Raw genomic sequence first — 22671 nt, 5'->3', positions numbered from 1 at the left:
GAAATGGCATGATGAAACTAATGAATGGAATGGAGTATGTTGAAAGTTTAAGAGAGTATAATCCTGATATACAGGTGAAGGGAAAAAAGGTGACAAGCGTAGCGGATGAGCCATTATTCAAACCGGGAATTAATGCGGTAGCCGTAACGTATGAGTTGGCGCATGTCGAGAAACACAAAGATATCATGCTTGCAACGTTACCGGATGGAACAAAGGTTAACCGTATGAATGCACTGGATTTTAGCAAAGATGATTTAATCAAAAAACTGGAAGCGACACGATTAATCTGTAAATGGACAGGATGCGGACAGCGGTATCTTATGCATGACGCCCTAGGTGCACTAGCTGAAATTACCGCAATGATGGATGCGGACAAGAAAACGGATTATTTTCCTGTTTTACAAGGTTATCTTGATCATGTTCAAAAATATGATTTAACTTGTGGAACGGCTGTTACAGATCCAAAAGGAGACCGTAGCAAACGGCCTCATCAACAAGAAAATCCAGATTTATATGTACGCGTTGTTGAAAGAAATCATAAAGGTATTGTCGTGAGGGGGGCAAAAGCGAACATTACTGGGGCGCCTTATATGCATGAATTTATCGTACTACCAACTCGTGCTATGACAAAAGAAGATGTGGAGTATGCCGTATCTTTTGCTGTACCTGTTGATGCACCAGGGTTGAAAATGATTGCTAAACCAGCGGGAAGACCCGATGACACAGAAGCTCCATTCAGCTCAAATTACGGCCAATCAACGGCGCTTGTCATTTTTAATGATGTTTTCGTTCCATGGGATAGAGTTTTCCTATGCGGTGAATGGGAATACACTGGTAAATTAGCGGAAACCTTTGCAAATCATCATCGTCAATCTTGTATTGGTGCTCGTGCTGGACTGGGAGATATGATTATTGGCGCTTCTGCGCTAATGTCAGAGTATAATGGTGCACCTCATACTGAAGTCAGCCACATTCGTCGAAGCATGGGCGAACTGATTCGCATTACGGAAGGTTTTTATGCAACGGGGGTAGCGGCTGCTGTTTATGGTCATGAAACGGTGGCGGGAAATTATGTACCTGACTCGGTTCAATCCAATATCGGTAAATGGATGTTAGCTGAACAAGTGTATGATATTTTCAGAATCGCACATGAGATCAGTGGCGGAATCGTCGTGACAGCACCAACTGCTGAGGATATGGCGCTGCCAGAATCGGGCGATTTAATTAACCACTATTTAGGTGGAAAGCACGGAGTTACAGCAAATGAACGGATTCAAATGGCACGCTTCATTGAAGATTTAACGGCCTCTAAAGAAGGTGGATTCTATTCTGTTATCAGTCTTCATGGCGGAGGTTCACCAGAGGCTATGCGCATGTCTACCGTCCGCAATTATAATTTTGAGACGCAAAAGGAGCATATTCTTCATAAGTTGAAGTGTTTTGCAAAGCTGGAAGGAACGTGTAAAGAATGCGTTACATGTGTAAATGACGAGCTTTGTGAACAGGAAATTTGAGTGAGTATTTTTTAGGACTAAGGTGTATGAGCAAATATAGTGTTTTGGTTAAGGGGGAACATGCTATGCTGAGCAAAGAAAACACGGTTTTTGTCCTAGTTGATGTACAGGGAAAATTAGCAAAGATTGTACAAGACAGTGAAAAGATGATACTAGGTCTTAAAAACCTAATTCAAGGGCTGCGTATATTAGAAATTCCAATTGTCTGGCTCGAACAGTATCCAGAAGGCTTGGGGCCGACGAATGAGGAATTAATTGAGCATTTGCATGGATTAGAACCAATTCGCAAAATCACTTTTGATGCTTGTAAAAATCCTGATTTTATTGAGGCGATGGAAATGACAGGAAGGAAGCAGGTACTAGTTGCGGGAATTGAAACGCATATTTGTGTTTTTCAAACGGCTACGGGCTTAATGGAGTTGGGATATGAGGTACAAGTTGTGGCCGACGCTGTTTCTTCCCGTACAACTTTAAATAAAGAGATCGGGCTTGAAAAAATGAAGTCATTAGGCATTCACTGGACTAGTGTCGAGATGTCGTTGTATGAACTCATGGAAACAGCGGAAGGTGAGCAGTTTAAACAAATTTTAAAATTACTTAAGTAACGTCCGATTCATCTAATAATTAAAACAGCCTAAGTGTACTTGGTTAATGTATATTAATATTTGAAGCAACAGGACTTACTGGTTTACTCACGAGCGATAGCTTGCCGAATAATTTTAAATCCTGTATACTACTTGCATAATGTATGATAAAAGCGATGAATGGGAAAAGTAGACATCTCACGAACCAACAGGAAACCAAGGCCATGACTGAGAGCTTTGGCAGGAAAGTGGTTGTCGAAGTTCACCCCGCGAGCTGCCGCCAGGACCAGCCAAGGCTGTAAAGGTGTGCCGGTGAAGGACCGTTAATCCAGAATGAAGTGATTATGCACAATTGCGTAATAATCAGGGTGGTACCGCGAACTCGTCCTCGTCCCTATTTTAGGGGCGGGGATTTTTTAATTTGATTCGGTGGGTTTTCAAAACCCACCGAATCAAATTAAAGCCTCCGGCAGATGCCACAGATTTTGAAAGGAATTAATTGAGCAAGCTCAATTCAAAATCTGGGCGCCAATACGCCGAGGCGCATTTGATTTAAGTAAAGGAGAATTCGTATGGAACAACAGTTGAATGAATTGAAGGAACAGGCGCTTGCGAAAATCGGCGAAGCGACGACTCCGAAAGAATTGAATGACGTTCGTGTCGCGTATCTCGGGAAGAAAGGGCCGATCACCGACCTGTTGAAAGGGATGGGGAAATTGCCTGCCGAGGAGCGCCCGAAAATGGGAGCGTTGGTCAACGTCGTACGGGAAACCGTCACTGAGGTCTTGGAAGCACGAATGGTGGTCCTCGAGGAGCAGGCGATCAATGAGCAGTTGGCGAAAGAAGCGATCGATATCACTTTGCCCGGCCGGCCGATCCGGACCGGAAATCACCACCCGCTCACTCGGGTTGTGGAGGAAATCGAAGACTTTTTCATCAGTATGGGCTATGAAATCGCTGAGGGCCCCGAAGTGGAAAAAGATTATTATAACTTCGAGGCATTGAATTTGCCGAAAGGGCATCCAGCTCGGGATATGCAGGATTCATTCTATATTTCTGAAGAAGTCTTACTTCGCACGCATACTTCGCCAGTTCAAGCGCGGACGATGGAGAAAAAAGACGGAGCAGCGATTAAAATTATCTGCCCAGGGAAAGTGTATCGCCGCGATAATGATGACGCGACACATTCTCATCAGTTCACGCAAATCGAAGGCTTGGTCGTTGGGGAGAATATCCGCATGAGCGATTTGAAAGGGACACTGGATTTATTTGCAAAGAAAATGTTCGGTGCCGATCGGGAAATCCGTCTGCGTCCAAGTTTCTTCCCGTTCACGGAGCCGTCTGTTGAAATGGACATTTCCTGCTTCAAATGTGGCGGAGCCGGTTGTAACGTATGTAAAAAAACAGGCTGGATCGAGATTCTTGGTGCCGGAATGGTACACCCGAATGTGTTGAAAATGGCAGGTTATGACCCGACTGTCGTTTCGGGGTTTGCATTCGGAATGGGGCCTGAGCGGATTGCAATGTTGAAATATGGTGTGGAAGATATCCGTCATTTCTATACGAATGACGTGCGGTTCGTTTCGCAATTCCACCGGACGGAAGCGTAAGGAGGATATGACATGTTAGTATCTACAAAATGGTTGAACGAGTATGTGAATATTGAAGGAATCGCAGTTGAGGAATTGGCCGAAAAAATCACGCGCTCCGGAATTGAAGTCGATTCCATTATCGATCGCTCCCATGGCATGACGAACGTCGTTGTCGGCTATGTAAAAGAATGTGTGAAACATCCGGAAGCGGATAAATTAAAAATTTGCCAAGTGGATGTCGGAGAAGAGACGACCCAAATCATCTGCGGTGCGCCAAACGTTGCGGAAGGGCAAAAGGTCATCGTTGCCCGTCCAGGAGCCGTCCTTCCGGGAGGCTTGAAAATCAAGAAGGCGAAACTGCGCGGAGAAGAGTCGAACGGCATGATTTGTTCTCTTCAAGAATTGGCAATCGAAGGGAAGCTGGTGCCGAAAGCATATGCGGAGGGCATTTATGTACTGCCATCTGACGCTGTGCCAGGAGAAGATGCTCTCCCACTGTTAGGCTTGGATGATCAAGTGCTCGAGTTCGATTTGACGCCGAACCGTTCGGATGCACTCAGCATGTTGGGGGTCGCGTATGAGGTCGGAGCGATTTTATCCCAAGGCATTCAATTGCCGGAAGTTTCCTACGAGGAATCTGCGGAAAAGGCATCGGATTATTTGAAACTTCGCGTCGATGCGGCGAAAGAAAATCCGATGTACGTAGCGAAAGTCGTGAAAAATGTAAAGATCGCCGAGTCTCCATTATGGCTCCAAAACCGTTTGATGGCTACCGGAGTACGGCCGCATAATAATGTGGTCGATATCACGAACCTTGTCTTGATGGAGTACGGCCAACCTCTTCACGCTTTTGATTACGACCGTCTGGGCACGGGGGAGATCGTTGTCCGTCTTGCAGAAGAAGATGAAAAGATAACGACGTTGGATGACGCGGAACGCACATTAAATAGCCATAATCTGGTCATCACGAACGGCAAAGAACCAGTTGCCTTAGCCGGAGTCATGGGCGGCGCCAATTCCGAAGTGCATGATGGAACGACAACCGTAGTGATCGAATCCGCATATTTCGCACCTGCCTCCGTCCGCCAGACATCGAAGGAAGTCGGCCTGCGAAGCGATGCGAGTGCTCGTTTTGAAAAGGGAGTCGACCCGAACCGTGTGGCAGCTGCGGCAGAACGCGCGGCACAACTGATGGCGGAACTCGCGGGCGGGGAAGTCTTGGCCGGTTCTGTCGTATTTGACGAGCTGGATAAGACAGCTGCGCAAATTACCGTTTCACCGGATTATATTAACAACCGCCTTGGAATGAAAATTTCCTTGGAAGAAATGCTTTCGATCTTGGAGAGGCTGCAAATCCCTACCGATGCTATCAATGGCCAATTGGTCATCGACGCGCCGACACGGCGTCAAGATTTGAAAATCGAGGAAGACATCATCGAAGAAATTGCCCGCATGTATGGCTACGATGAAATTCCAAAGACGCTTCCAGTGTCGGAATCGACTCCTGGCGGCTTGACGCCGTATCAGGCGAAGCGCCGGATCGTCCGCCGTTTCTTGGAAGGGGCTGGATTGTATCAAGCGTTGACCTATTCGCTGACTTCAAAGGAGCAAGCGCAAGCCTACGCATTGGAAACTGCACCGGTCACTGAATTGCTCATGCCGATGAGCGAAGAGCGGAGCACGCTTCGTCAAAGCCTGATCCCGCATCTATTGGAAGCTGCAACATATAATGTAGCGCGCCGGAACGACTCGGTCGCTCTATACGAAACAGGTTCTGTCTTCCTAGGGGAAGAAGAGGACGGACTGCCGCAAGAGGTGGAACACGTCGCGGCTGTCGTAACAGGAAAATGGGTCGACCATGCATGGCAAGGGGAAACAAAACCCGTTGATTTCTTCGTCGTGAAAGGGATTGTGGAAGGGATGATGGATAGCCTCGGATTAGTAGAGGGGCTTTCATTCGAACAGGTTGCTCTGGAAGGGATGCACCCGGGACGTACCGCCAACATCCTGTTCAACGGAGAACGGATCGGCATGCTCGGGCAAGTCCACCCGACCGAGCAGAAGAAGCGGGATTTAAAAGAGACTTATGTCATGGAGATGAACTTGGCGCAAATTCTATCCATCGAGACGGATGATTTAGTTTATGTACCGGTTCCGCGGTTCCCGTCCATTTCAAGGGACATCGCCCTTGTCGTGGCTAGTGAAACGGCAGCTGGAACGCTGGAAGCCGTCATCCGGAAAGCGGGCGGCAAACTGCTGAAAGACGTGAAACTCTTCGACCTGTATGAAGGGAAAAACGTCGAAGAAGGCATGAAGTCATTAGCCTTCTCGCTAACGTATGCAGATCCGGAACGGACACTGACGGATGAAGAAGTCGTCAAAGCACATGAAAAAGTATTGAACGCCTTGACCGAAGCAGGCGCTTCGCTACGAGGATGAAGGAAGGGGGCTGTCCAATGTGGATGGTCCCTTTTTTGATGGTGTTTTTGGGGAAGGGCGGGAGTGTTTTGAGGTTGGAGCAAATGGTTTCGAAGTTTGACAACAATGTTTCGAGGTGGGGCGGAAATGTTGTGGAGTTGGGATATGTTGTGAGGTTGAGCTAAAATGTTTCGAAGTTGGTCGATAGTATTTCGAACTGGATCGTAAGCGTTTTGAGGTTGTGCTGAAACGTTTCGAGGTGGGCGGAAGATGTTGTGGGGTTGGTGAAATGTTGTGAGGTTGGATTAGAATGTTCCGAGGTTAGACGATAACATTTCGAACTGGATCGTGAGCGTTTCGAGGTTGTGTGAAAACCTTTTGAACTGATCGGAAAATAGCCAAACTTTCCGAGGTTCCAAACTACCTTCGTCGTTCGCATGCTTGGCGAACAAGGCTGAGCCTGAAACCCGAATTACAGAGGGGGAAATTGACTTGAAGAAAAATAATCGGTTGAAAGACAGCACCTTTATAATGATTGATCCGCTCGCTTTGCTTGCTGCGTTCGGCGGTGGGCTCTTGCTCTATGGTTTGTTTTGGAATAAATTCAGGGCACCTGCTATGAAAAAGATTTTAACCGAATCGGAAGTGGAAGCGTTGCTTTCCGAGAAATGAAAAACTGTCCAACAGACCAATCCCGGTTCGTTGGACAGTTTTTTCATTTAATAGGATCCACTACCCGGAACCCGATATCGGTCGCCAATTCGGTTTCCGGCAAGTCCTGCATATCATCATCCTGCCCGGCGACGGTGAATCGGGCGGCGCCATGGATGATGTATTCTCCTTCCGGAAAACCTTTCTCCTCGATAATCGTTTTGACAAATTCAACATAGTCTGGGTCGTCCTGGTCGCTATAGCCACCGGCAAACTCGTATCTATGCTGATGCGGCACATCTTTTTTCAAGGTAGTCACGATAAGTGGGCTGTTCATTGCATAGTCTACGTGGATTTTCCTGGTTCGCTCCTCCAACGGAAAATAGAATGGAGAGGAGGCGTGGGCAATTTCGATTTCATCTTGCTCACCGATATAGGTTAATTCAGCAAAAATCGCGGTTCCTCCCAACGTGTCATACACGTCTTTTTCAGTATAAAGCCGGTAGACGAAATCGCCTTCTTGCACTTCTGATTCTGGCGGAGGTAGTGGAATACCATGATTTTCATAGGAGACGTCAGAATGCTTTTTTACTCCACACGCACCAAGCACTATCATGAACATAGTCAAGTAAAGAACTTTTCTCAAAGCAATCACCTCTATGGAATGGACGGTCTATTAAGAGAAAAGTTACATTTTTTTCTTGCTGACAATTGCTTTTGCTTTTTGTGCATTGGCGAAATGCCATTTAGTCATCGATTTCAGCTTTTCCTCGCCGTGCTTCCAGAGAATCGTCGCGGCGACTTGATCCACTTTCGGGCCCGCCCCTTTCGGCAACGTCATGCCAGCCTGCGCGCTCAAACGGTCCATCTCTTCCAAAAAAGCGACCCTTGCGATGATCGAGGCAGCGGCTACCGCAACATGGAGGTTCTCCGCTTTCGTGGAAAACAGGACGTTCTCCCGTACAATTTCATTTTCTGCTTTGAGATGATTATAATAAATTCCCCGTTCCGCAAACTGGTCGATCAAAATATAGTCCGGTCGTTCGCCATCCATTTTCCGCAGAACATGCTTGAGCGCTTGATTATGAAGTAGCGCTTTGATCTTTCCTTGCGACCAGCCACGGGCTTGCACGTCATTGTACTTGTCGTTCGGCAGCGTCAAGACACTGTGGGTCAAGGTTACCTGAAGGTCCGGTGCGATTTTCCGCATCCAGTCGTCGTTCAATTGCTTGGAATCTTTGACTCCCAATTCACGCACCAGTTCGATCTGGTCGGCTCGGACGAAACAAGCAGCCACCGTGACAGGTCCGAAGAAGTCACCCGTTCCGGTTTCATCGGACCCGAGGACAGAAGCCGACGCCAATCGTTCGGGGAGCGCATCACCTTTCGTTTTCGGCTTCCCGCCCGCCACGTTCACATCTGCTGTACCCCACAAAGCCGCCTCGCGCTCTGCACCTGCGCCTTGAAACAGCACCTTTCCCGATTTATACGCCGTAATTGCAGCATCTGGCAATTTTGCCGCAAATACTACCCCCGGCGCGTTGCGCATGACTTTCTTGGCTGCATAATGATCTGCCAACCGTTTTAAACCATTCTCATCCAGTACAATTACCGAATTGCTCATCCGCTTCATCCCCTCGATTCTTGAATTGCTTTTACTTTAGTTTCGTTTTTTATCATGAAAACTCCTTTATCCTTGAATGACTCTAACAGTTTCTAGAGGGGGAGACAATTGATTTCGACAGATTGGATGGAGGGATTTGGGTGGGTGTCCAACAATCCCGCTGAATTGTCCAACCATCGCACCCAGATGTCCAACGAACCGCCCGGGATGTGCAATCAACCAAGCGATTTCCAACGAATGACGGGAGCTGTCCAACCAATCGGCCGAGTTGTCCAACCATTGTACCCAGATGTCCAACGAACCGCCTGGGATGTGCAACCAACCAAGCGACTTCCAACAAACAACAGCAACTGTCCAACAAATCCGCCAAGATGTCCAACAATCCCGCCGAGATGCCAAACAAACCAGCCCAAATGTCCAATCAAACGGCAAAATGGTCAATTTAAAAGATTTATCCCCCTTGAAACAACAGCACTTAATTCACAACTGAATCACTTTCATGGTATGATGGATGACAGAGTTTTTCGGGGGAGGTCAGGTCGTTGGCAGACGATAAAAAGACGCGCATTGCGGTTGAAATATACGGGCAGACATACAAGATCGTCGGGACTGAAACAAGCAGCCATATGCGGTTGGTCGCCTCGCTCGTCGATGACAAAATGCGAGAGGTCAGTGAACGCAATCCCTATCTCGACAGTGCCAAAATTGCTGTGCTGACCGCCGTAAACACCGTACATGACTATCTGAAACTGAAAGAACGATTGGAACAAGTTGAAGAAGAATTGAATAAGTTGAAGGGTTGACGGACGGACATGTTAGATTTACTCATCATATTCCTCCTGTTAGGAGGTCTGATCACCGGGTTCCGCAGGGGACTGATCGTACAGGTTATACATATGACGGGCTTCATCATCGCTCTCGTCGTCGCTTACAAGTACTATAAACAGCTGGCGGATAAGTTCGTCTTGTGGGTTCCCTATCCAGGGGTGACCGCGGGGTCGAAACTATCATTGACGGTAGAGCAATTGGATCTCGATCAAACTTTTTACAGATTGCTTGCTTTTGTCATCATCTTTCTTGCCGTGAAATTCATCTTGCAGCTGCTTGCCTCGATGTTGGACTTTTTGAAATATTTGCCGGTGCTTGGGTTTGCTTCCCGGCTAGGCGGGGCGGCACTTGGCTTTGTCGAGTTCTACATCCTCATTTTCCTAGTGTTGTATGTCCTAGTGCTGCTGCCGATTGATTTGATCCAGAGCTTCGTAGGCAAATCCCTCTTAGCCGATGCCATGTTCGAGCATACGCCGCTATTATCGGAGACAGTAAAAAAATGGTGGTACATTTATATGAAATAACGGCTTCCCCCTTCTTGGAGGGAAGCTTTTTTAAAGGGAGGACTTGGATTGAATAAAAAAACAATCATCCGGACATTTGAAAAAATCGCTTTATATATGGAGCTGTTGGGGGAAAATCATTTTAAAGTGGCGGCCTTCCGGAAAGCGGCCAATGTGTTGGAATTGGACCCGCGCAGCCTATCCGAAATGGACGATATACTTAAATTGAAAGGGATCGGGAAAGGAACGGGAGCGGTCATTACGGACTTGATGGAAAAAGGGGAGTCCGACTTGCTGCTGGAGTTGGAAGAGACCGTTCCGCGCGGGTTGATTCCTTTATTGAAAATCCCGGGATTGGGTGGTAAACGGATTGCGAAATTACGCGAAGCGATCGGAATCGATTCGGTGGAAACGCTGCGGGAAGCTTGCCTGGCCAATGAAGTGAGCAAGGTTCCGGGGTTCGGCAAGAAGACCGAAGAGAACATCCTGGCGGAAATCGAGCTGCTGGGTACCCGGAAAGGAGCCTTCCCGATTTGGCAAATGGAAACAGTTGTTTCCTACTTGGAAGATATTCTGCAAAACGTGGACGAAATTTCCCGGTTCTCCGTCGCAGGCAGTTACCGACGGACGGAAGAGACTAGCAGCGATGTCGACTTCATCATCGTGACGACGGAACCGACTGCCGTTCGAGAAAAGCTGCTCGCATCATTGCCGGTCGAGTCCGTGATTGCCGCGGGGGATTCCAAGCTGTCGGTGACGCTGGAGCTGGAAGATGCCATCGATGCCGACTTCCGGTTCGTGACGTCGGAGCAATTCGCTTCAGCAGTCCATCATTTCACCGGTTCCAAAGATCATAACGTGAAAATGCGTCAACTGGCAAAAGCGCAAGGCTTGAAAATCAGCGAATATGGCGTGGAAGATGAGGAAGGCTCTGTGAAGACGTTCGAAACGGAGGAGCAGTTCTTTGCGTATTTCGGCTTGCCTTTCATTCCTCCAACGGTGCGGAAAGACGGGAAAGAAATAGAACGGGTTGAGGAATTGGAAGGGTTGATTCGCCTGGAAGATATCCGTTCCGACCTCCATATGCATACGACATGGTCCGATGGAGGATATTCGATCCGCGAAATGGTCGAGGCGTGCCGGGCGAAGGGCTACAGTCACATGGTCATCACCGACCATTCACAATATTTGAAAGTGGCGAATGGCCTGACACCGGACCGGCTCCGGGAGCAGATCGCGGAGATGCGGTCGCTCAATGACGAATACGAAGACATCGAAATCTTTTGCGGGACGGAAATGGATATCCTGCCGGATGCAACCCTCGATTTTGACGATGACTTGCTGAAAGAGCTCGATTTCGTCATCGCTTCCATCCATTCGAATTTCAATCAACCGCAGGAGCAGATCATGGAACGTCTACATTCTGCCATCCGCAACCCTCATGTCGATATGATTGCGCATCCGACGGGCCGCATTATCGGCAAACGGGATGGCTATGACCCGGATGTGCCCCAATTGATCGAATGGGCGAAGGAATACGGGAAGGTCCTGGAACTGAATGCCAACCCTTACCGGCTGGATCTGGCGACAGACCATTTAGTCATGGCCCAAGACCTTGGCGTGCCGATTGCCATCAATACGGATGCGCATGCCATCGACCAATTACGGTTCATGGAAGTCGGTGTGAAATATGGCCAAAAAGCATGGTTGAAAAAAGAGACGGTCATCAACACATGGCCGTTGGAGAAATTCATCCGCGATATCGTGCGGAAATGAAAGGAAGTGTAAGACATTGGAAAGCCGTGTCTTAAAAACACTTGAATTTGATAAAATCAAAGAAATCGTGTCTGCATATTGTACGTCTTCCGCGGGGCGGTCCCTGATGGAGCAATTGGTTCCCGTCACTGTTTATGAAGAGGTGGTCCGCCTCCTCGAAGAAACGGATGAAGCCCTCGCCATCCTTCGAGTCCGCGGCAATGTGCCGATGGGAGGAATCCACGATGTCCGGCCGCATGCCAAACGAGCGCAATTGGACGGAATGCTGAGCAGCCACGAACTGATGGAAATTGCCAATACGATCCGGGCAAGCCGGATTTTGCGGCAATTCATCGAGTCGGTCGAGACGGATGAAGATATCAATATCCCGCATTTCATTGCCAAAAAAGAGGCGTTTCCGATTTTGACCGGCTTGGAACATGAAATCAATGCGGCGATCGATGATAACGGTCATGTCCTGGATAGTGCTTCTAGCCAGCTCCGCTCGATTCGTCAAGGACTTCGGATCCAGGAAGGGCGGGTCCGTGATCGGTTGGAAAGTTATACACGGGGGCGGAATGCTGCCAAGATGTTGTCCGATTCGATTGTGACGATCCGGAATGATCGGTATGTCATCCCGGTGAAGGCCGAGTATCGGTCACATTTCGGAGGAGTCGTCCACGATATGTCGTCATCGGGGCAGACGTTGTTCATCGAACCGGATGCGGTCGTTCAGGCGAATAACGAGATCCGGCGTCTGAAAATGCAGGAGCAGGAGGAGATTGAAAAAATCCTCTTGGAGCTTTCCGCCAAAGTGCAGGAAGTCGCCCATGACCTCTTTGTCCTCGTTGGATTTTTGTCGGAAATCGATGTGATTCTTGCAAAAGCAAAGTACGGAAAAGAGCATAAATGCACGAAGCCGGAAGTGAACAATGAAGGCTATATCCGTTTGACGAAAGCAAGACATCCGCTCCTGCCGATCGAAAAAGCGGTCGCCAATACGATTGAGTTCGGCAAAGAGATTACGACAATCGTCATCACGGGGCCGAATACGGGCGGGAAGACGGTCACGTTGAAGACAGTCGGCTTGTGCACATTGATGGCGCAAGCGGGATTGCCGATTCCCGCGCTCGACGGTTCGGAAGTTGCCGTCTTCGATTCGGTGTACGCCGATATCGGGGACGAGCAGTCGATCGAGCAAAGCCTAAGTACGTTCTCTTCCCATATGGTGAACATCGTTTCCATCTTGAAAAAGTTCGATGATCGCTCGCTCATCCTCTTTGACGAGCTTGGATCGGGGACAGATCCTCAAGAAGGGGCGGCGCTGGCCATTTCCATTTTGGATGAAGTCCATGGCCGCGGCGCGAGAGTGATGGCGACCACCCATTACCCTGAATTAAAAGCATACAGCTATAACCGGCCGGGTGTGACGAATGCCAGTGTTGAGTTTGATATTGATACGCTTAGTCCGACTTATCGCTTGCTGATAGGTGTCCCGGGGCGGAGCAACGCTTTCGAAATCTCGAAACGGCTTGGCTTGCAAGAGAGGATCATCGACCGGGCGAAGACTTTCACAGGCACTGATCGTGGTGAGGTCGAATCGATGATCGCATCGTTGGAATCAAGCCGTGTTCAATCGGAGAAGGATGCCGAGGAGACACATGAGATTTTAATTGAAACGGAACGGTTGAAACAGGAACTGGAACAAAAATTGGCTGAGTTCGACGAGATGAAAGAACGCTTAGTGGAAAATGCGAAAGAGAAAGCGAAAAAAATCGTGGAGGACGCTAGACAGGAGTCCGAAGCGGTCATCTCCGACTTGCGCGCACTCCGGCTCAATGCCGGAGCGAGCGTCAAAGAACATGAGCTGATCGATGCGCGCAAGCGATTGGAAGAGGCAGCTCCAGCAGACCGCAAGAAGAAGGCGGTCAAAGCGAAAGCCGCCCCACGTCCATTACAACCGGGGGATGAAGTGAAAGTCCTCAGTTACGGGCAGAAAGGGACGCTCCTTGAGAAAGTGTCCGACACCGAGTGGGTCGTCCAAATCGGAATCTTGAAGATGAAACTCGATCAGTCCGGCTTGGAATATGTCAAACCGGAGAAAGAGAAGCAGCCGGCGGTCTCCGCTTCCGTCAGAGGTCGGGATTCCTATGTCAAATTGGAACTCGACCTGCGGGGAGAACGGTACGAAGATGCTATCATGCGGACGGAGAAGTATTTGGACGATGCCCTTTTATCCAACTATCACCAAGTCTCTATCATCCATGGAAAAGGGACAGGCGCCTTGATGCAAGGTGTCCAGCAATTCCTGAAAAAGCATCCACGTGTGAAAAGTTACCGTTTCGGCGAAGCGGGGGAAGGCGGTCATGGTGTCACAGTCGTGGAATTAAAATGAAAACAACCCCCGATGAAACCTTTTCCCGTCTCAACCGTATAGGGAACCATGACCGTTGTAAAGGAGCCATAAATTATGGGGAAAGAAGGGTTTTGGGGTCACCCGTTAGTGGAAACGGCAGGATACTTCAGTGTCGTCGTCTTGTGCTTGATCGTTTCCATGGTGTTATTTGAACTTGTAACGAAGTATAAAAATTGGGAGGAAATCCGGAAAGGGAATGTTGCGGTCGCATTGGCGACAGGCGGCAAGATATTCGGCGTGGCCAATATATTCAGGTATTCGATTGAACAGCATAATACATTGCCCCAGATGATCGGGTGGGGACTTTTCGGTTTTATCTTGCTGGTCTTCGCTTATATCCTTTTCGAGTTCCTCACACCGAAATTCAATATCGACAAGGAAATCGAAGCAGACAACCGATCAGTCGGCTTCATCTCTTTGACTATCTCTGTCGGGTTGTCGTTCGTCATCGGGGCGAGTATATCGTAGGAGCTGTCATATGGAAAAGTTATCGAAAATTTTAATTGTCGTTTGTATCCTTTTCGTGCTCGTTGGAGTTTATTGGCTAGTTACCCAAACACCTTGATATGATCATCAAGGTGTTTTTCAAATCGTTCGAATATTCTTTATTGAAAGCGGAAACATTTTCTACTATAATAATAATCAGGAGTGACTAGAGAATAGAATAGAGGAGAGAAAGGGGAGTTCAAATGTCTGCAAAACCTTGGCTGGATTTATATCCGCCCGAAATCTCAAAGACGTTGGAGTACGAAAGGGTTCCCATCCAAGATTATCTGACTCGTGCCGGAACAAAGTATCCTGATAAAGTTGCAATTCATTTTCTGGGGAAGGAAATTACGTACAAGGAATTTTACGAATCTTCCTTGAAATTCGCCAATTATTTAAAAACGCTCGGAGTCGAGAAGGGGGATCGGGTGGCGATTATGCTGCCGAATTGCCCTCAGAGTGCCATCGCTTATTTCGGCATTTTATACGCCGGTGGGATTGTCGTGCAGACCAATCCGCTTTACACGGAACGGGAGCTGGAGTATCAGATGAAGGACTCGGGTGCTAAAGCGATCATATCACTGGACATCCTTTTTCCTCGCATCTCGAAAATCCGGAAAAATACCCAATTGGAGCATGTCGTCATCACCGGGATAAAAGACTATTTGCCATTCCCGAAAAATTTAATCTACCCATTCATCCAGAAAAAGGAGCATGGCGTCCAAGTGAAGGTGGAACATCGGGGAATGAACCATCTATTCACAGAAATCATGAAATCGGCCCAACCCGAAAAAATAAGCTACCCTTTTGACTATGATGAAGATGTCGCCTTGCTGCAGTACACCGGTGGAACGACAGGCCCACCGAAAGGAGTCATGCTTACCCACGCCAACCTGACGTCGAACGTGAGGATGTGTGATGAATGGCTCTATGATTGCGAGGAAGGAAAAGAAGTGGTGATGGGAATCATTCCGTTCTTTCATGTGTACGGCATGACGACCGTATTGGTCTTAACCGTGATGCTCAGCAATAAAATGGTCCTGATCCCTAAATTTGATTTTGAATCGGCATTGAAGGCGATTGATAAGCAGAAACCGACTCTCTTTCCAGGAGCACCGACGATTTACATCGGCTTGCTGAATCATCCCGATATCGCAAAATATGATCTTTCCTCCATCAGAGCTTGTATTAGCGGATCGGCCGCATTGCCAATAGAGGTTCAGGAGAAGTTTGAACGGATTACAGGCGGAAAGCTCGTTGAAGGATATGGATTGACGGAAACGTCCCCGGTCACCCATGCCAATTTCGTCTGGGCGAAGAATCGGGTGAAAGGGTCGATCGGCGTCCCCTGGCCAGACACGGATGCGATCATCTTAGGGCCTGAGTCTACGGAACCATTGCCAAATGGAGAAATCGGCGAGATTGCCATCAAGGGCCCTCAAGTGATGAAGGGATACTGGAATAGACCGGAAGATACGGAGCAAACTTTCCGGGATGGCTGGTTGTTGACAGGTGATCTCGGTTACATGGATGACGAAGGCAATTTCTACGTAGTCGATCGGAAAAAGGATATGATCATTGCCAGCGGTTTTAATATTTATCCACGAGAAATCGAAGAAGTGCTTTATGAACACCAAGATGTCCAAGAATGTGTCATTGCGGGCGTGCCCGATCCATACCGCGGAGAAACTGTCAAAGCATACATCGTGTTGAAAGAAGGAAGTTCGGTGACGGAAAAAGAATTGGATGACTATTGCCGAGCAAACCTTGCAGCCTTTAAAGTTCCAAGGATTTATGAATTCCGTGATGAATTGCCAAAGACGGCAGTCGGGAAAATCTTGCGAAGAGTTCTTGTGGATGAAGAGAAAAAGAAAGCCCAAACAGAAACGCTCCCTTCATAACATTCCGCTTGACTTGTTCGGCTATAACGTTTAATATGAAAATATGAATGAACAATCATTCATATTTTCTTTTTTTATGGTGGTGAATGAACTTGAAAAGGGACAAGCCTAAATATAAACAAATAGTGGACGCTGCAGTCATCGTCATTGCAGAAAACGGATACCACCAGGCGCAGGTTTCGAAAATTGCAAAAGAGGCCGGTGTGGCGGACGGAACCATCTATCTTTATTTCAAAAACAAGGAAGATATCCTTATCAATGTATTCCGTGAAAAGATGGCGATCTTCATCAACGAACTGGAAGAAATCCTGAAACGGAATCATACCGTATCGGAATTGTTATATGCGTTGATCGAAAACCATTTCCGGATTCTCCATGAAGACCGGCATTTGGCAATCGTCACCCAGCTGGAACTTCGACAATCGAACAAAGAATTGCGCACGCGCATCAATAACGTGTTAAGGGAGTATTTGGCATTGCTTGATCAGATCTTGAAAAAAGGGATTGAAAATGGTGAGTTGGATGCCGACCTCGATATAAGGCTCGCCCGGCAGATGGTGTTTGGGACAATGGATGAAACGTTGACGACTTGGGTCATCAATGATCAGAAATATGATTTGATGGAATTGTCACCAAAAGTACATAAATTAATCATGCATGGGTTGAGTAGGTAAAGAAATCTTTTTTCAAGAAGGAAATAAGGGGAGTTATGGCGAAAGGGATTATGTCTTGAACTGCTCAGGTTGGGGTGTGTGCTTGTCCCTGGCAGGTCGGATGAAGAAATAGTGAAGGGGGATGGGTAAAATGGAATTTCTTACTGTGAAAAAAGAAGAAGGTGTTGCAGTCGTTACGATCAACAGACCGCCTGCAAACGCACTTTCCCGTGCACTTATACTAGAAGTAGATTCATTGCTGGACCTGGTGGAAGGCGATGACTCGATCCGGGTAATCGTAATGCATGGGGAAGGCAGATTCTTCTCTGCGGGGGCAGATATTAAGGAGTTCACAGAGGTCACGTCCGGAGAGGAATTCTCCAGGTTGGCGGCTAGCGGACAACAGGTGTTTGAGCGGCTGGAACGATTCAAAAAGCCGGTGATAGCCGCAATCCACGGCGCCGCACTCGGCGGAGGTCTGGAGTTGGCGATGGGATGCCATATGCGGACCGTTTCCGAAAAAGCGAAACTGGGCCTACCCGAATTGCAATTGGGGTTGATACCGGGGTTTGCGGGTTCGCAGCGCCTGCCTCGCTATGTCGGTATGGCAAAAGCCGCGGAGATGCTGTTGACGAGCGAACCGATCATTGGCACGGAAGCTGTTCGACTCGGACTCGCCAACCATGCTTTCCCGGAAGAGGAATTGCTTCCTAAAACAATTGAATTAGCTAAAAAAATGGTGAACAAAAGCCCGGTAGCGGTCAAAGCTGCCATCGAAATGCTTCAATATACGAAGCATGCAAGCTACGACGAGGGCATAAAAGCGGAAGCCGCTTCCTTCGGCGAAGTTTTCGTATCCGAAGATGCAAAAGAGGGAATCTCAGCATTCCTTGAAAAACGCCAACCAGTTTTTGTTGGAAAATAAATAGAAATCCAAGGAGGTCTGCAACTATGAACATTTATGTACTAGTGAAACGGACATTTGATACGGAGGAAAAGATAACGGTTACAAACGGTAAAATCGCGGAAGACGGGGCAGAATTCATCATCAACCCGTACGACGAATATGCCATTGAGGAAGCGATCCAGCTTCGGGACGCCCACGAAGGGGAAGTGACAGTCATCACGATCGGCGACGAAGAAGCGGAAAAGCAACTTCGTACAGCGCTTGCGATGGGCGCAGACAAAGCGGTCCTCATCAATACAGAAGACGATCTGGATGAAATGGACGAGTATACGGTCGCTAAAATCCTGGCGGAATACTTGAAAGACAAGGATGCCGACATCATCCTCGCAGGAAACGTCGCAATCGACGGCGGCTCCGGCCAAGTCGGCCCGCGTGTCGCGGAACTTCTCGGCATCAATTACGTGACGACGATCACGGAATTGAGCGTCGATGGTACATCCGTCAAAATCGTGCGTGACGTCGAAGGGGACTCGGAAACAATCGAGACGTCCCTACCATTGCTTGTGACGGCACAACAAGGTTTGAACGAGCCGCGTTACCCATCCTTGCCAGGCATCATGAAGGCGAAGAAGAAGCCGCTGGATGAATTGGAGCTCGACGATCTCGATATCGACGAGGATGACGTGGAGCCGAAAACGGAAACCGTCGAAATCTTCCTGCCGCCGCAAAAGGCTGCGGGCCGTGTATTGGAAGGCGATGTAGCCGATCAGGTGAAGGAGCTTGTCAACTTGCTCCGCACAGAAGCGAAAGTGATCTGACTCAACAGGTGAATGGAATCGTATCTATTAGGAGGGACTCAATATGTCTAAAAAAGTGGTAGTACTGGGAGAAGCTAGAGAAGGTGCTTTGCGTAACGTATCATTCGAGGCGATTGCAGCCGCGAAGACAATTTCCGGCGGAGGGGAAGTCGTCGGTGTGCTATTTGGCGATTCCGTCCAATCGTTGGCGGAGGAAATGATCCATTACGGGGCGGACCGTGTCGTCACAGTGGAGCATCCGCATCTGAAACAATATACATCGGACGGTTATGGACAAGCGTTCCTGGCAGTCTACGAACAGGAGAAACCGGAAGCGATCGTCTTCGGACATACGGCGCTCGGGAAAGACCTATCTCCAAAAATCGCGAGTAAATTGGAATCCGGCCTGATCTCCGACGTGACGTCAATCGAAGGGGAAGGCGACGCTGCTGCATTCATCCGCCCGATCTATTCCGGTAAAGCGTTTGAAAAAGTGAAAAACAAGGAAGGTCTTCTCTTCGTGACGATCCGTCCGAACAACATTGCGCCGCTTGACCATGATGCAAGCCGTACGGGCGATGTATCTTCCGTTTCCGTCGATATCGCGAACCTTCGCTCGGTTATCTCGGAAGTCGTCCGCAAGGCGACGGAAGGCGTGGATCTTTCGGAAGCAAAAGTGGTCGTAGCGGGGGGGCGCGGCGTAAAAAGCGCGGAAGGCTTCGAGCCGCTGCAACAGCTGGCGAATCTGCTAGGCGGTGCGGTAGGCGCATCCCGAGGTGCGTGTGACGCGGACTATTGCGATTACTCCTTGCAAATCGGCCAAACGGGGAAAGTGGTTACACCTGATCTGTACATAGCGGCAGGAATTTCAGGGGCCATCCAACATATGGCAGGGATGTCGAACTCCAAAATCATCGTGGCCATCAACAAAGATCCAGAAGCGAACATTTTCAAAGTGGCGGACTATGGAATTGTCGGCGACCTGTTCGAAGTCATTCCAATGATGATTGAAGAGATTCAAAAAGTGAAAGTAGGCTAATAGGTATAATCAGACGCCCCGTCGTTCATTTCCATGAGCGGCGGGGTGTTCATCGTTTTCCTAAAATGGAACAAGGGATACGGACTTGTGGGCATATCGTTAGCCCACCCTATAGGGCCGTGCTATAATACATCATAGTTGTTCTTATAAAGGAGGAAATTTTAAATGGCTATCATTAATGCAACCGATCAGAACTTTGATGAAAATATTAAAGAAGGTCTTGTCCTTGTTGACTTTTGGGCACCTTGGTGCGGACCTTGTAAAATGATCGCTCCCGTATTGGAAGATCTAAGCGGAGATATCGAAGGCAAAGCCAATATCGTGAAAGTCGATGTCGACAACAACCAAGGGACGGCAAGTAAGTACGGCATCATGTCCATCCCGACTCTCCTGCTTTTCAAAGACGGAGAAGTTGTCGATAAAGTTGTCGGGTTCCAGCCGAAAGAATCGCTTGCCCAATTGATTGAAAAACACGCATAATTGTCATTCCATAACCGGGTCCTTCCGAAAGGCCCGGTTTTTTTGGTAGGTGAAAGAAATGAATGAGTTACTTGAACATAAATTAGCGATCTTACCCGATCTTCCGGGATGTTATTTGATGAAAGACCGGCAAGGGACGATTATTTACGTCGGTAAAGCCAAAGTGCTGAAAAATCGGGTCCGCAGCTACTTCACAGGCAGTCACGATGCGAAAACGCAACGCCTTGTCAGCGAAATCGAGGACTTCGAATACATCGTCACCTCTTCCAATATCGAGGCGCTCGTCTTGGAATTGAATTTGATCAAACAGTATGATCCGAAATACAACATCATGCTGAAAGATGACAAATCGTATCCATACTTGAAGCTCACCGCGGAACGCCATCCGAAATTGATCATCACCCGGCAAGTGAAAAAAGACAAAGGCAAATACTTCGGACCGTATCCGAACGCTCACGCCGCCAATGAAACGAAAAAATTACTCGACCGTTTTTACCCTTATCGAAAATGTCATACGCTGCCTGATCGCGTCTGTCTCTATTACCACCTGGGCCAATGTTTGGCTCCATGCGTCAATGAGGTGGCGGAAGAAACGTATAAAAAAATGGTGGATGACATTACACGATTTCTCAACGGCGGTTACAAAGATATGAAAAAGGAATTGACGGAAAAGATGACGGCCGCCGCCAATGATCTGGAGTTTGAAAGGGCGAAGGAATACCGCGATCAAATCGCGAACATCGAAGCCGTCATGGAAAAACAGACGATTACAATGAATGATTTCACGGACCGCGATATTTTCGGGTATGCCGTCAAACGTGGATGGATGTGTGTACAAGTCTTCTTTGTCCGGCAAGGTAAATTGATTGAACGGGACGTGTCCCTATTTCCGCTTTATCAAGATCCGGATGAAGAGCTGCTGACCTTCATCGGACAGTTTTACGGGAAATCGGATTATTTGAAGCCGAAAGAGATTTTATTGCCGCATGGCATGGACAGTGAATTGGTCCAGGAACTCCTGGACGTGCACGTCTACACACCACAGCGCGGAAAAAAGAAGGATCTCGTCAATCTCGCCAATAAAAATGCGCAGATCGCCTTGAAGGAGAAATTCCACTTGATCGAGCGGGAGGAACAGCGGACGATCGGTGCTTGCGAGGAATTGGGCAAGGCGATGAATATCTCGATACCTCTGCGGATTGAAGCGTTCGACAATTCCCACACATACGGAGCGGATCCCGTGTCGGCCATGGTTTCGTTCTTGGATGGCAAGCCGAATCGCAAAGATTACCGGAAATACAAGACGAAAACAGCTGCTGCCCACGATGATTACGGAGCGATGCGCGAAGTGGTGAGACGGCGGTATATCCGGGTTTTGCGCGACGATTTACCGTTGCCGGACCTGATTATCATCGATGGCGGGAAAGGCCATATGGAAGCGGCCCGGGAAGTGCTCGAGGATGAATTGGGTCTTTCGATTCCAATCGCAGGACTTTCAAAAAATGAAAAGCACCAGACTTCCCAATTGCTGTACGGTCAACCTGTCGAATTGGTTCCATTGAAACGGACAAGTGAAGCATTCTATCTGTTGCAGAGAATCCAAGATGAAGTGCACCGGTTTGCCATCACCTTCCATCGTCAACGGCGTGGGGCGAATTCCTTAGTTTCGGCGTTAGATGGTTTGCCGGGCGTAGGGCCAAAACGGAAGAAATTATTATTGAAGCATTTCGGTTCTGTGAAGAAAATCAAAGAAGCCACAATTGAAGAACTCAGAGAAGCGGGTATGCCTTCCAAAGTGGCCGAAACCGTGGAATCGTACTTCCGGGAAGGGAAGGAAGATGCGGAGAATGAGGATTGAGGAAATGAAAAAGGATGCGGCATTAGGCAGCATCCTTCTCTACATATCAATTTTCGTTTTCGGATCCCATTTCACCGTGAAGCTGGCTTGGCCGTCTTTTTCATCGACCTCTCCATAGCATTCGGTTAGGAAGCCATTTAATTTCTGGTACTGTTCTGCTAGAAAACCAGCTTCCAAGGAGCATGAGCGATTATGTATGCCGGGGCCATCTCCCGCGCTTCGTGTCAAAACGTAGAGGGCTTCGTCTTCTGATGTCTTCACAAGGTTCAGAGGTCCCCAACCCGCTTCTTTGAAAAATATCGGCAATTCCTCGATGCCGAAAACGGGGAATTTCCGGGCCACCTCTTTACCGGCCCAATAAAGGATATCGTTTTCATGCTTGCCCAAAATGCTCGGCAACACATGGTCCCTTAGCAGATCATAGCCGAATCGGGTCGGCGAATCGTATGTATTTGTTTCCAATCGAATGTACAACCCTTTCCGACAATTTTTTAAAATTTATCGACTGTCATAGGAAAAGTGAAAGCGGCAGCCAAATCAAAAACTCCAGACCATCTTGACCTCTTGAAATCGGAGGAGTACAATGGACATGTTCTAATATTGTACCATGAAGAGCCATGCCGTCAATGTCGCATCTTGTCTAAAAGGTGACGGACGTGGAAAGG

20 protein-coding genes and 1 other annotated feature are annotated in these 22671 nt (G+C 48.2%); of the genes, 17 read left to right on the top strand and 3 right to left on the bottom strand.

Features of this window, described 5'->3' with window-relative positions:
• Positions 1–8: 8 nt before the first annotated feature.
• The 5 genes from OXB_RS16030 (at position 9) to OXB_RS16010 (ending at position 6780) form a co-directional block, all read left to right on the top strand.
• Positions 9–1514 (top strand): 4-hydroxyphenylacetate 3-hydroxylase family protein, encoded by a 1506-nt coding sequence (locus OXB_RS16030; protein WP_052484114.1) that lies wholly within the window; start codon positions 9–11, stop codon positions 1512–1514.
• A 65-nt stretch (positions 1515–1579) separates the two neighbouring features.
• Complete coding sequence (locus tag OXB_RS16025; protein WP_041075452.1) at positions 1580–2119, top strand: hydrolase; 540 nt, start codon at positions 1580–1582, stop codon at positions 2117–2119.
• Positions 2120–2265: 146 nt separating this feature from the next.
• Positions 2266–2497: a binding site (T-box leader), on the top strand.
• A gap of 173 nt (positions 2498–2670) precedes the next feature.
• Positions 2671–3708 (top strand): phenylalanine--tRNA ligase subunit alpha, encoded by a 1038-nt coding sequence (pheS, locus tag OXB_RS16020; RefSeq protein ID WP_041075450.1) that lies wholly within the window; start codon positions 2671–2673, stop codon positions 3706–3708.
• Positions 3709–3720: 12 nt separating this feature from the next.
• A complete protein-coding gene (pheT, locus tag OXB_RS16015) occupies positions 3721–6129 on the top strand; it encodes a phenylalanine--tRNA ligase subunit beta (protein WP_041075448.1) in 2409 nt (802 codons plus the stop codon).
• Positions 6130–6600: 471 nt separating this feature from the next.
• Positions 6601–6780: a hypothetical protein gene (locus OXB_RS16010; RefSeq protein WP_041075446.1), complete on the top strand. Its 180-nt coding sequence runs from the start codon at positions 6601–6603 to the stop codon at positions 6778–6780.
• A 43-nt stretch (positions 6781–6823) separates the two neighbouring features.
• Here the strand turns inward: OXB_RS16010 and OXB_RS16005 are convergent, their stop codons facing one another.
• Together OXB_RS16005 and rnhC are read right to left on the bottom strand one after the other, a co-directional pair.
• The gene (locus OXB_RS16005; protein ID WP_052484113.1) at positions 6824–7405 is read right to left on the bottom strand and encodes a hypothetical protein; all 582 of its coding nucleotides are present in this window, start codon (positions 7403–7405) and stop codon (positions 6824–6826) included.
• Positions 7406–7447: 42 nt separating this feature from the next.
• Positions 7448–8383, bottom strand: coding sequence for a ribonuclease HIII (rnhC, locus tag OXB_RS16000; protein ID WP_041075444.1), 936 nt, complete (start codon positions 8381–8383; stop codon positions 7448–7450).
• Between the two features lie 542 nt (positions 8384–8925).
• On the opposite strand from rnhC, the gene zapA reads away from it, so the two are divergent.
• The 12 genes from zapA (at position 8926) to uvrC (ending at position 22006) form a co-directional block, all read left to right on the top strand.
• Positions 8926–9186 (top strand): cell division protein ZapA, encoded by a 261-nt coding sequence (gene zapA / locus OXB_RS15995; RefSeq protein WP_041075442.1) that lies wholly within the window; start codon positions 8926–8928, stop codon positions 9184–9186.
• A gap of 9 nt (positions 9187–9195) precedes the next feature.
• A complete protein-coding gene (locus OXB_RS15990) occupies positions 9196–9735 on the top strand; it encodes a CvpA family protein (protein ID WP_041075440.1) in 540 nt (179 codons plus the stop codon).
• 48 nt (positions 9736–9783) lie between these two features.
• The gene (polX, locus tag OXB_RS15985; RefSeq protein WP_041075438.1) at positions 9784–11490 is read left to right on the top strand and encodes a DNA polymerase/3'-5' exonuclease PolX; all 1707 of its coding nucleotides are present in this window, start codon (positions 9784–9786) and stop codon (positions 11488–11490) included.
• A 16-nt stretch (positions 11491–11506) separates the two neighbouring features.
• Positions 11507–13864, top strand: a complete 2358-nt coding sequence (locus tag OXB_RS15980) for an endonuclease MutS2 (protein WP_041075436.1) — start codon at positions 11507–11509, stop codon at positions 13862–13864.
• 75 nt (positions 13865–13939) lie between these two features.
• The gene (locus tag OXB_RS15975; RefSeq protein ID WP_041075434.1) at positions 13940–14353 is read left to right on the top strand and encodes a DUF350 domain-containing protein; all 414 of its coding nucleotides are present in this window, start codon (positions 13940–13942) and stop codon (positions 14351–14353) included.
• A 221-nt stretch (positions 14354–14574) separates the two neighbouring features.
• Complete coding sequence (locus OXB_RS15970; protein ID WP_041075432.1) at positions 14575–16272, top strand: AMP-binding protein; 1698 nt, start codon at positions 14575–14577, stop codon at positions 16270–16272.
• Between the two features lie 92 nt (positions 16273–16364).
• On the top strand, positions 16365–16946 hold the full coding sequence (locus OXB_RS15965) for a TetR/AcrR family transcriptional regulator (protein ID WP_041075430.1): 582 nt from the start codon (positions 16365–16367) through the stop codon (positions 16944–16946).
• Positions 16947–17076: 130 nt separating this feature from the next.
• A complete protein-coding gene (locus OXB_RS15960) occupies positions 17077–17850 on the top strand; it encodes an enoyl-CoA hydratase (protein ID WP_041075428.1) in 774 nt (257 codons plus the stop codon).
• A 26-nt stretch (positions 17851–17876) separates the two neighbouring features.
• On the top strand, positions 17877–18650 hold the full coding sequence (locus OXB_RS15955; protein ID WP_041075426.1) for an electron transfer flavoprotein subunit beta/FixA family protein: 774 nt from the start codon (positions 17877–17879) through the stop codon (positions 18648–18650).
• Positions 18651–18693: 43 nt separating this feature from the next.
• Positions 18694–19668 carry an electron transfer flavoprotein subunit alpha/FixB family protein gene (locus tag OXB_RS15950; protein WP_041075424.1) on the top strand — a complete coding sequence of 325 codons (975 nt, stop codon included), beginning with the start codon at positions 18694–18696 and terminating at the stop codon, positions 19666–19668.
• Positions 19669–19833: 165 nt separating this feature from the next.
• Complete coding sequence (trxA, locus tag OXB_RS15945; RefSeq protein WP_041075422.1) at positions 19834–20148, top strand: thioredoxin; 315 nt, start codon at positions 19834–19836, stop codon at positions 20146–20148.
• Positions 20149–20206: 58 nt separating this feature from the next.
• Positions 20207–22006 carry an excinuclease ABC subunit UvrC gene (gene uvrC / locus OXB_RS15940; protein ID WP_041075420.1) on the top strand — a complete coding sequence of 600 codons (1800 nt, stop codon included), beginning with the start codon at positions 20207–20209 and terminating at the stop codon, positions 22004–22006.
• A gap of 39 nt (positions 22007–22045) precedes the next feature.
• On the opposite strand, the gene OXB_RS15935 is transcribed toward uvrC, so the two are convergent.
• Positions 22046–22468 (bottom strand): YslB family protein, encoded by a 423-nt coding sequence (locus tag OXB_RS15935; RefSeq protein WP_041075418.1) that lies wholly within the window; start codon positions 22466–22468, stop codon positions 22046–22048.
• Positions 22469–22671: the final 203 nt, after the last annotated feature.

It is taken from the genome of Bacillus sp. OxB-1, from assembly GCF_000829195.1.
Lineage (GTDB): Bacteria > Bacillota > Bacilli > Bacillales_A > Planococcaceae > Sporosarcina.
The sequence above is the reverse complement of the archived record's forward strand: the minus strand, read 5'-3'. Positions and strand labels throughout refer to the sequence as shown.

Bases quoted from the DNA above. Each gene is read 5' to 3' on its own strand.
- OXB_RS15990 (WP_041075440.1), top strand. From the start codon at position 9,196: ATGTTAGATTTACTCATCATATTCCTCCTGTTAGGAGGTCTGATCACC.
- OXB_RS16025 (WP_041075452.1), top strand. From the start codon at position 1,580: ATGCTGAGCAAAGAAAACACGGTTTTTGTCCTAGTTGATGTACAGGGA.
- OXB_RS16030 (WP_052484114.1), top strand. From the start codon at position 9: ATGATGAAACTAATGAATGGAATGGAGTATGTTGAAAGTTTAAGAGAG.
- trxA (WP_041075422.1), top strand. From the start codon at position 19,834: ATGGCTATCATTAATGCAACCGATCAGAACTTTGATGAAAATATTAAA.
- OXB_RS15975 (WP_041075434.1), top strand. From the start codon at position 13,940: ATGGGGAAAGAAGGGTTTTGGGGTCACCCGTTAGTGGAAACGGCAGGA.
- OXB_RS15955 (WP_041075426.1), top strand. From the start codon at position 17,877: ATGAACATTTATGTACTAGTGAAACGGACATTTGATACGGAGGAAAAG.
- pheT (WP_041075448.1), top strand. From the start codon at position 3,721: ATGTTAGTATCTACAAAATGGTTGAACGAGTATGTGAATATTGAAGGA.
- pheS (WP_041075450.1), top strand. From the start codon at position 2,671: ATGGAACAACAGTTGAATGAATTGAAGGAACAGGCGCTTGCGAAAATC.
- rnhC (WP_041075444.1), bottom strand. From the start codon at position 8,383: ATGAGCAATTCGGTAATTGTACTGGATGAGAATGGTTTAAAACGGTTG.
- OXB_RS15950 (WP_041075424.1), top strand. From the start codon at position 18,694: ATGTCTAAAAAAGTGGTAGTACTGGGAGAAGCTAGAGAAGGTGCTTTG.
- OXB_RS15960 (WP_041075428.1), top strand. From the start codon at position 17,077: ATGGAATTTCTTACTGTGAAAAAAGAAGAAGGTGTTGCAGTCGTTACG.
- OXB_RS15970 (WP_041075432.1), top strand. From the start codon at position 14,575: ATGTCTGCAAAACCTTGGCTGGATTTATATCCGCCCGAAATCTCAAAG.
- uvrC (WP_041075420.1), top strand. From the start codon at position 20,207: ATGAATGAGTTACTTGAACATAAATTAGCGATCTTACCCGATCTTCCG.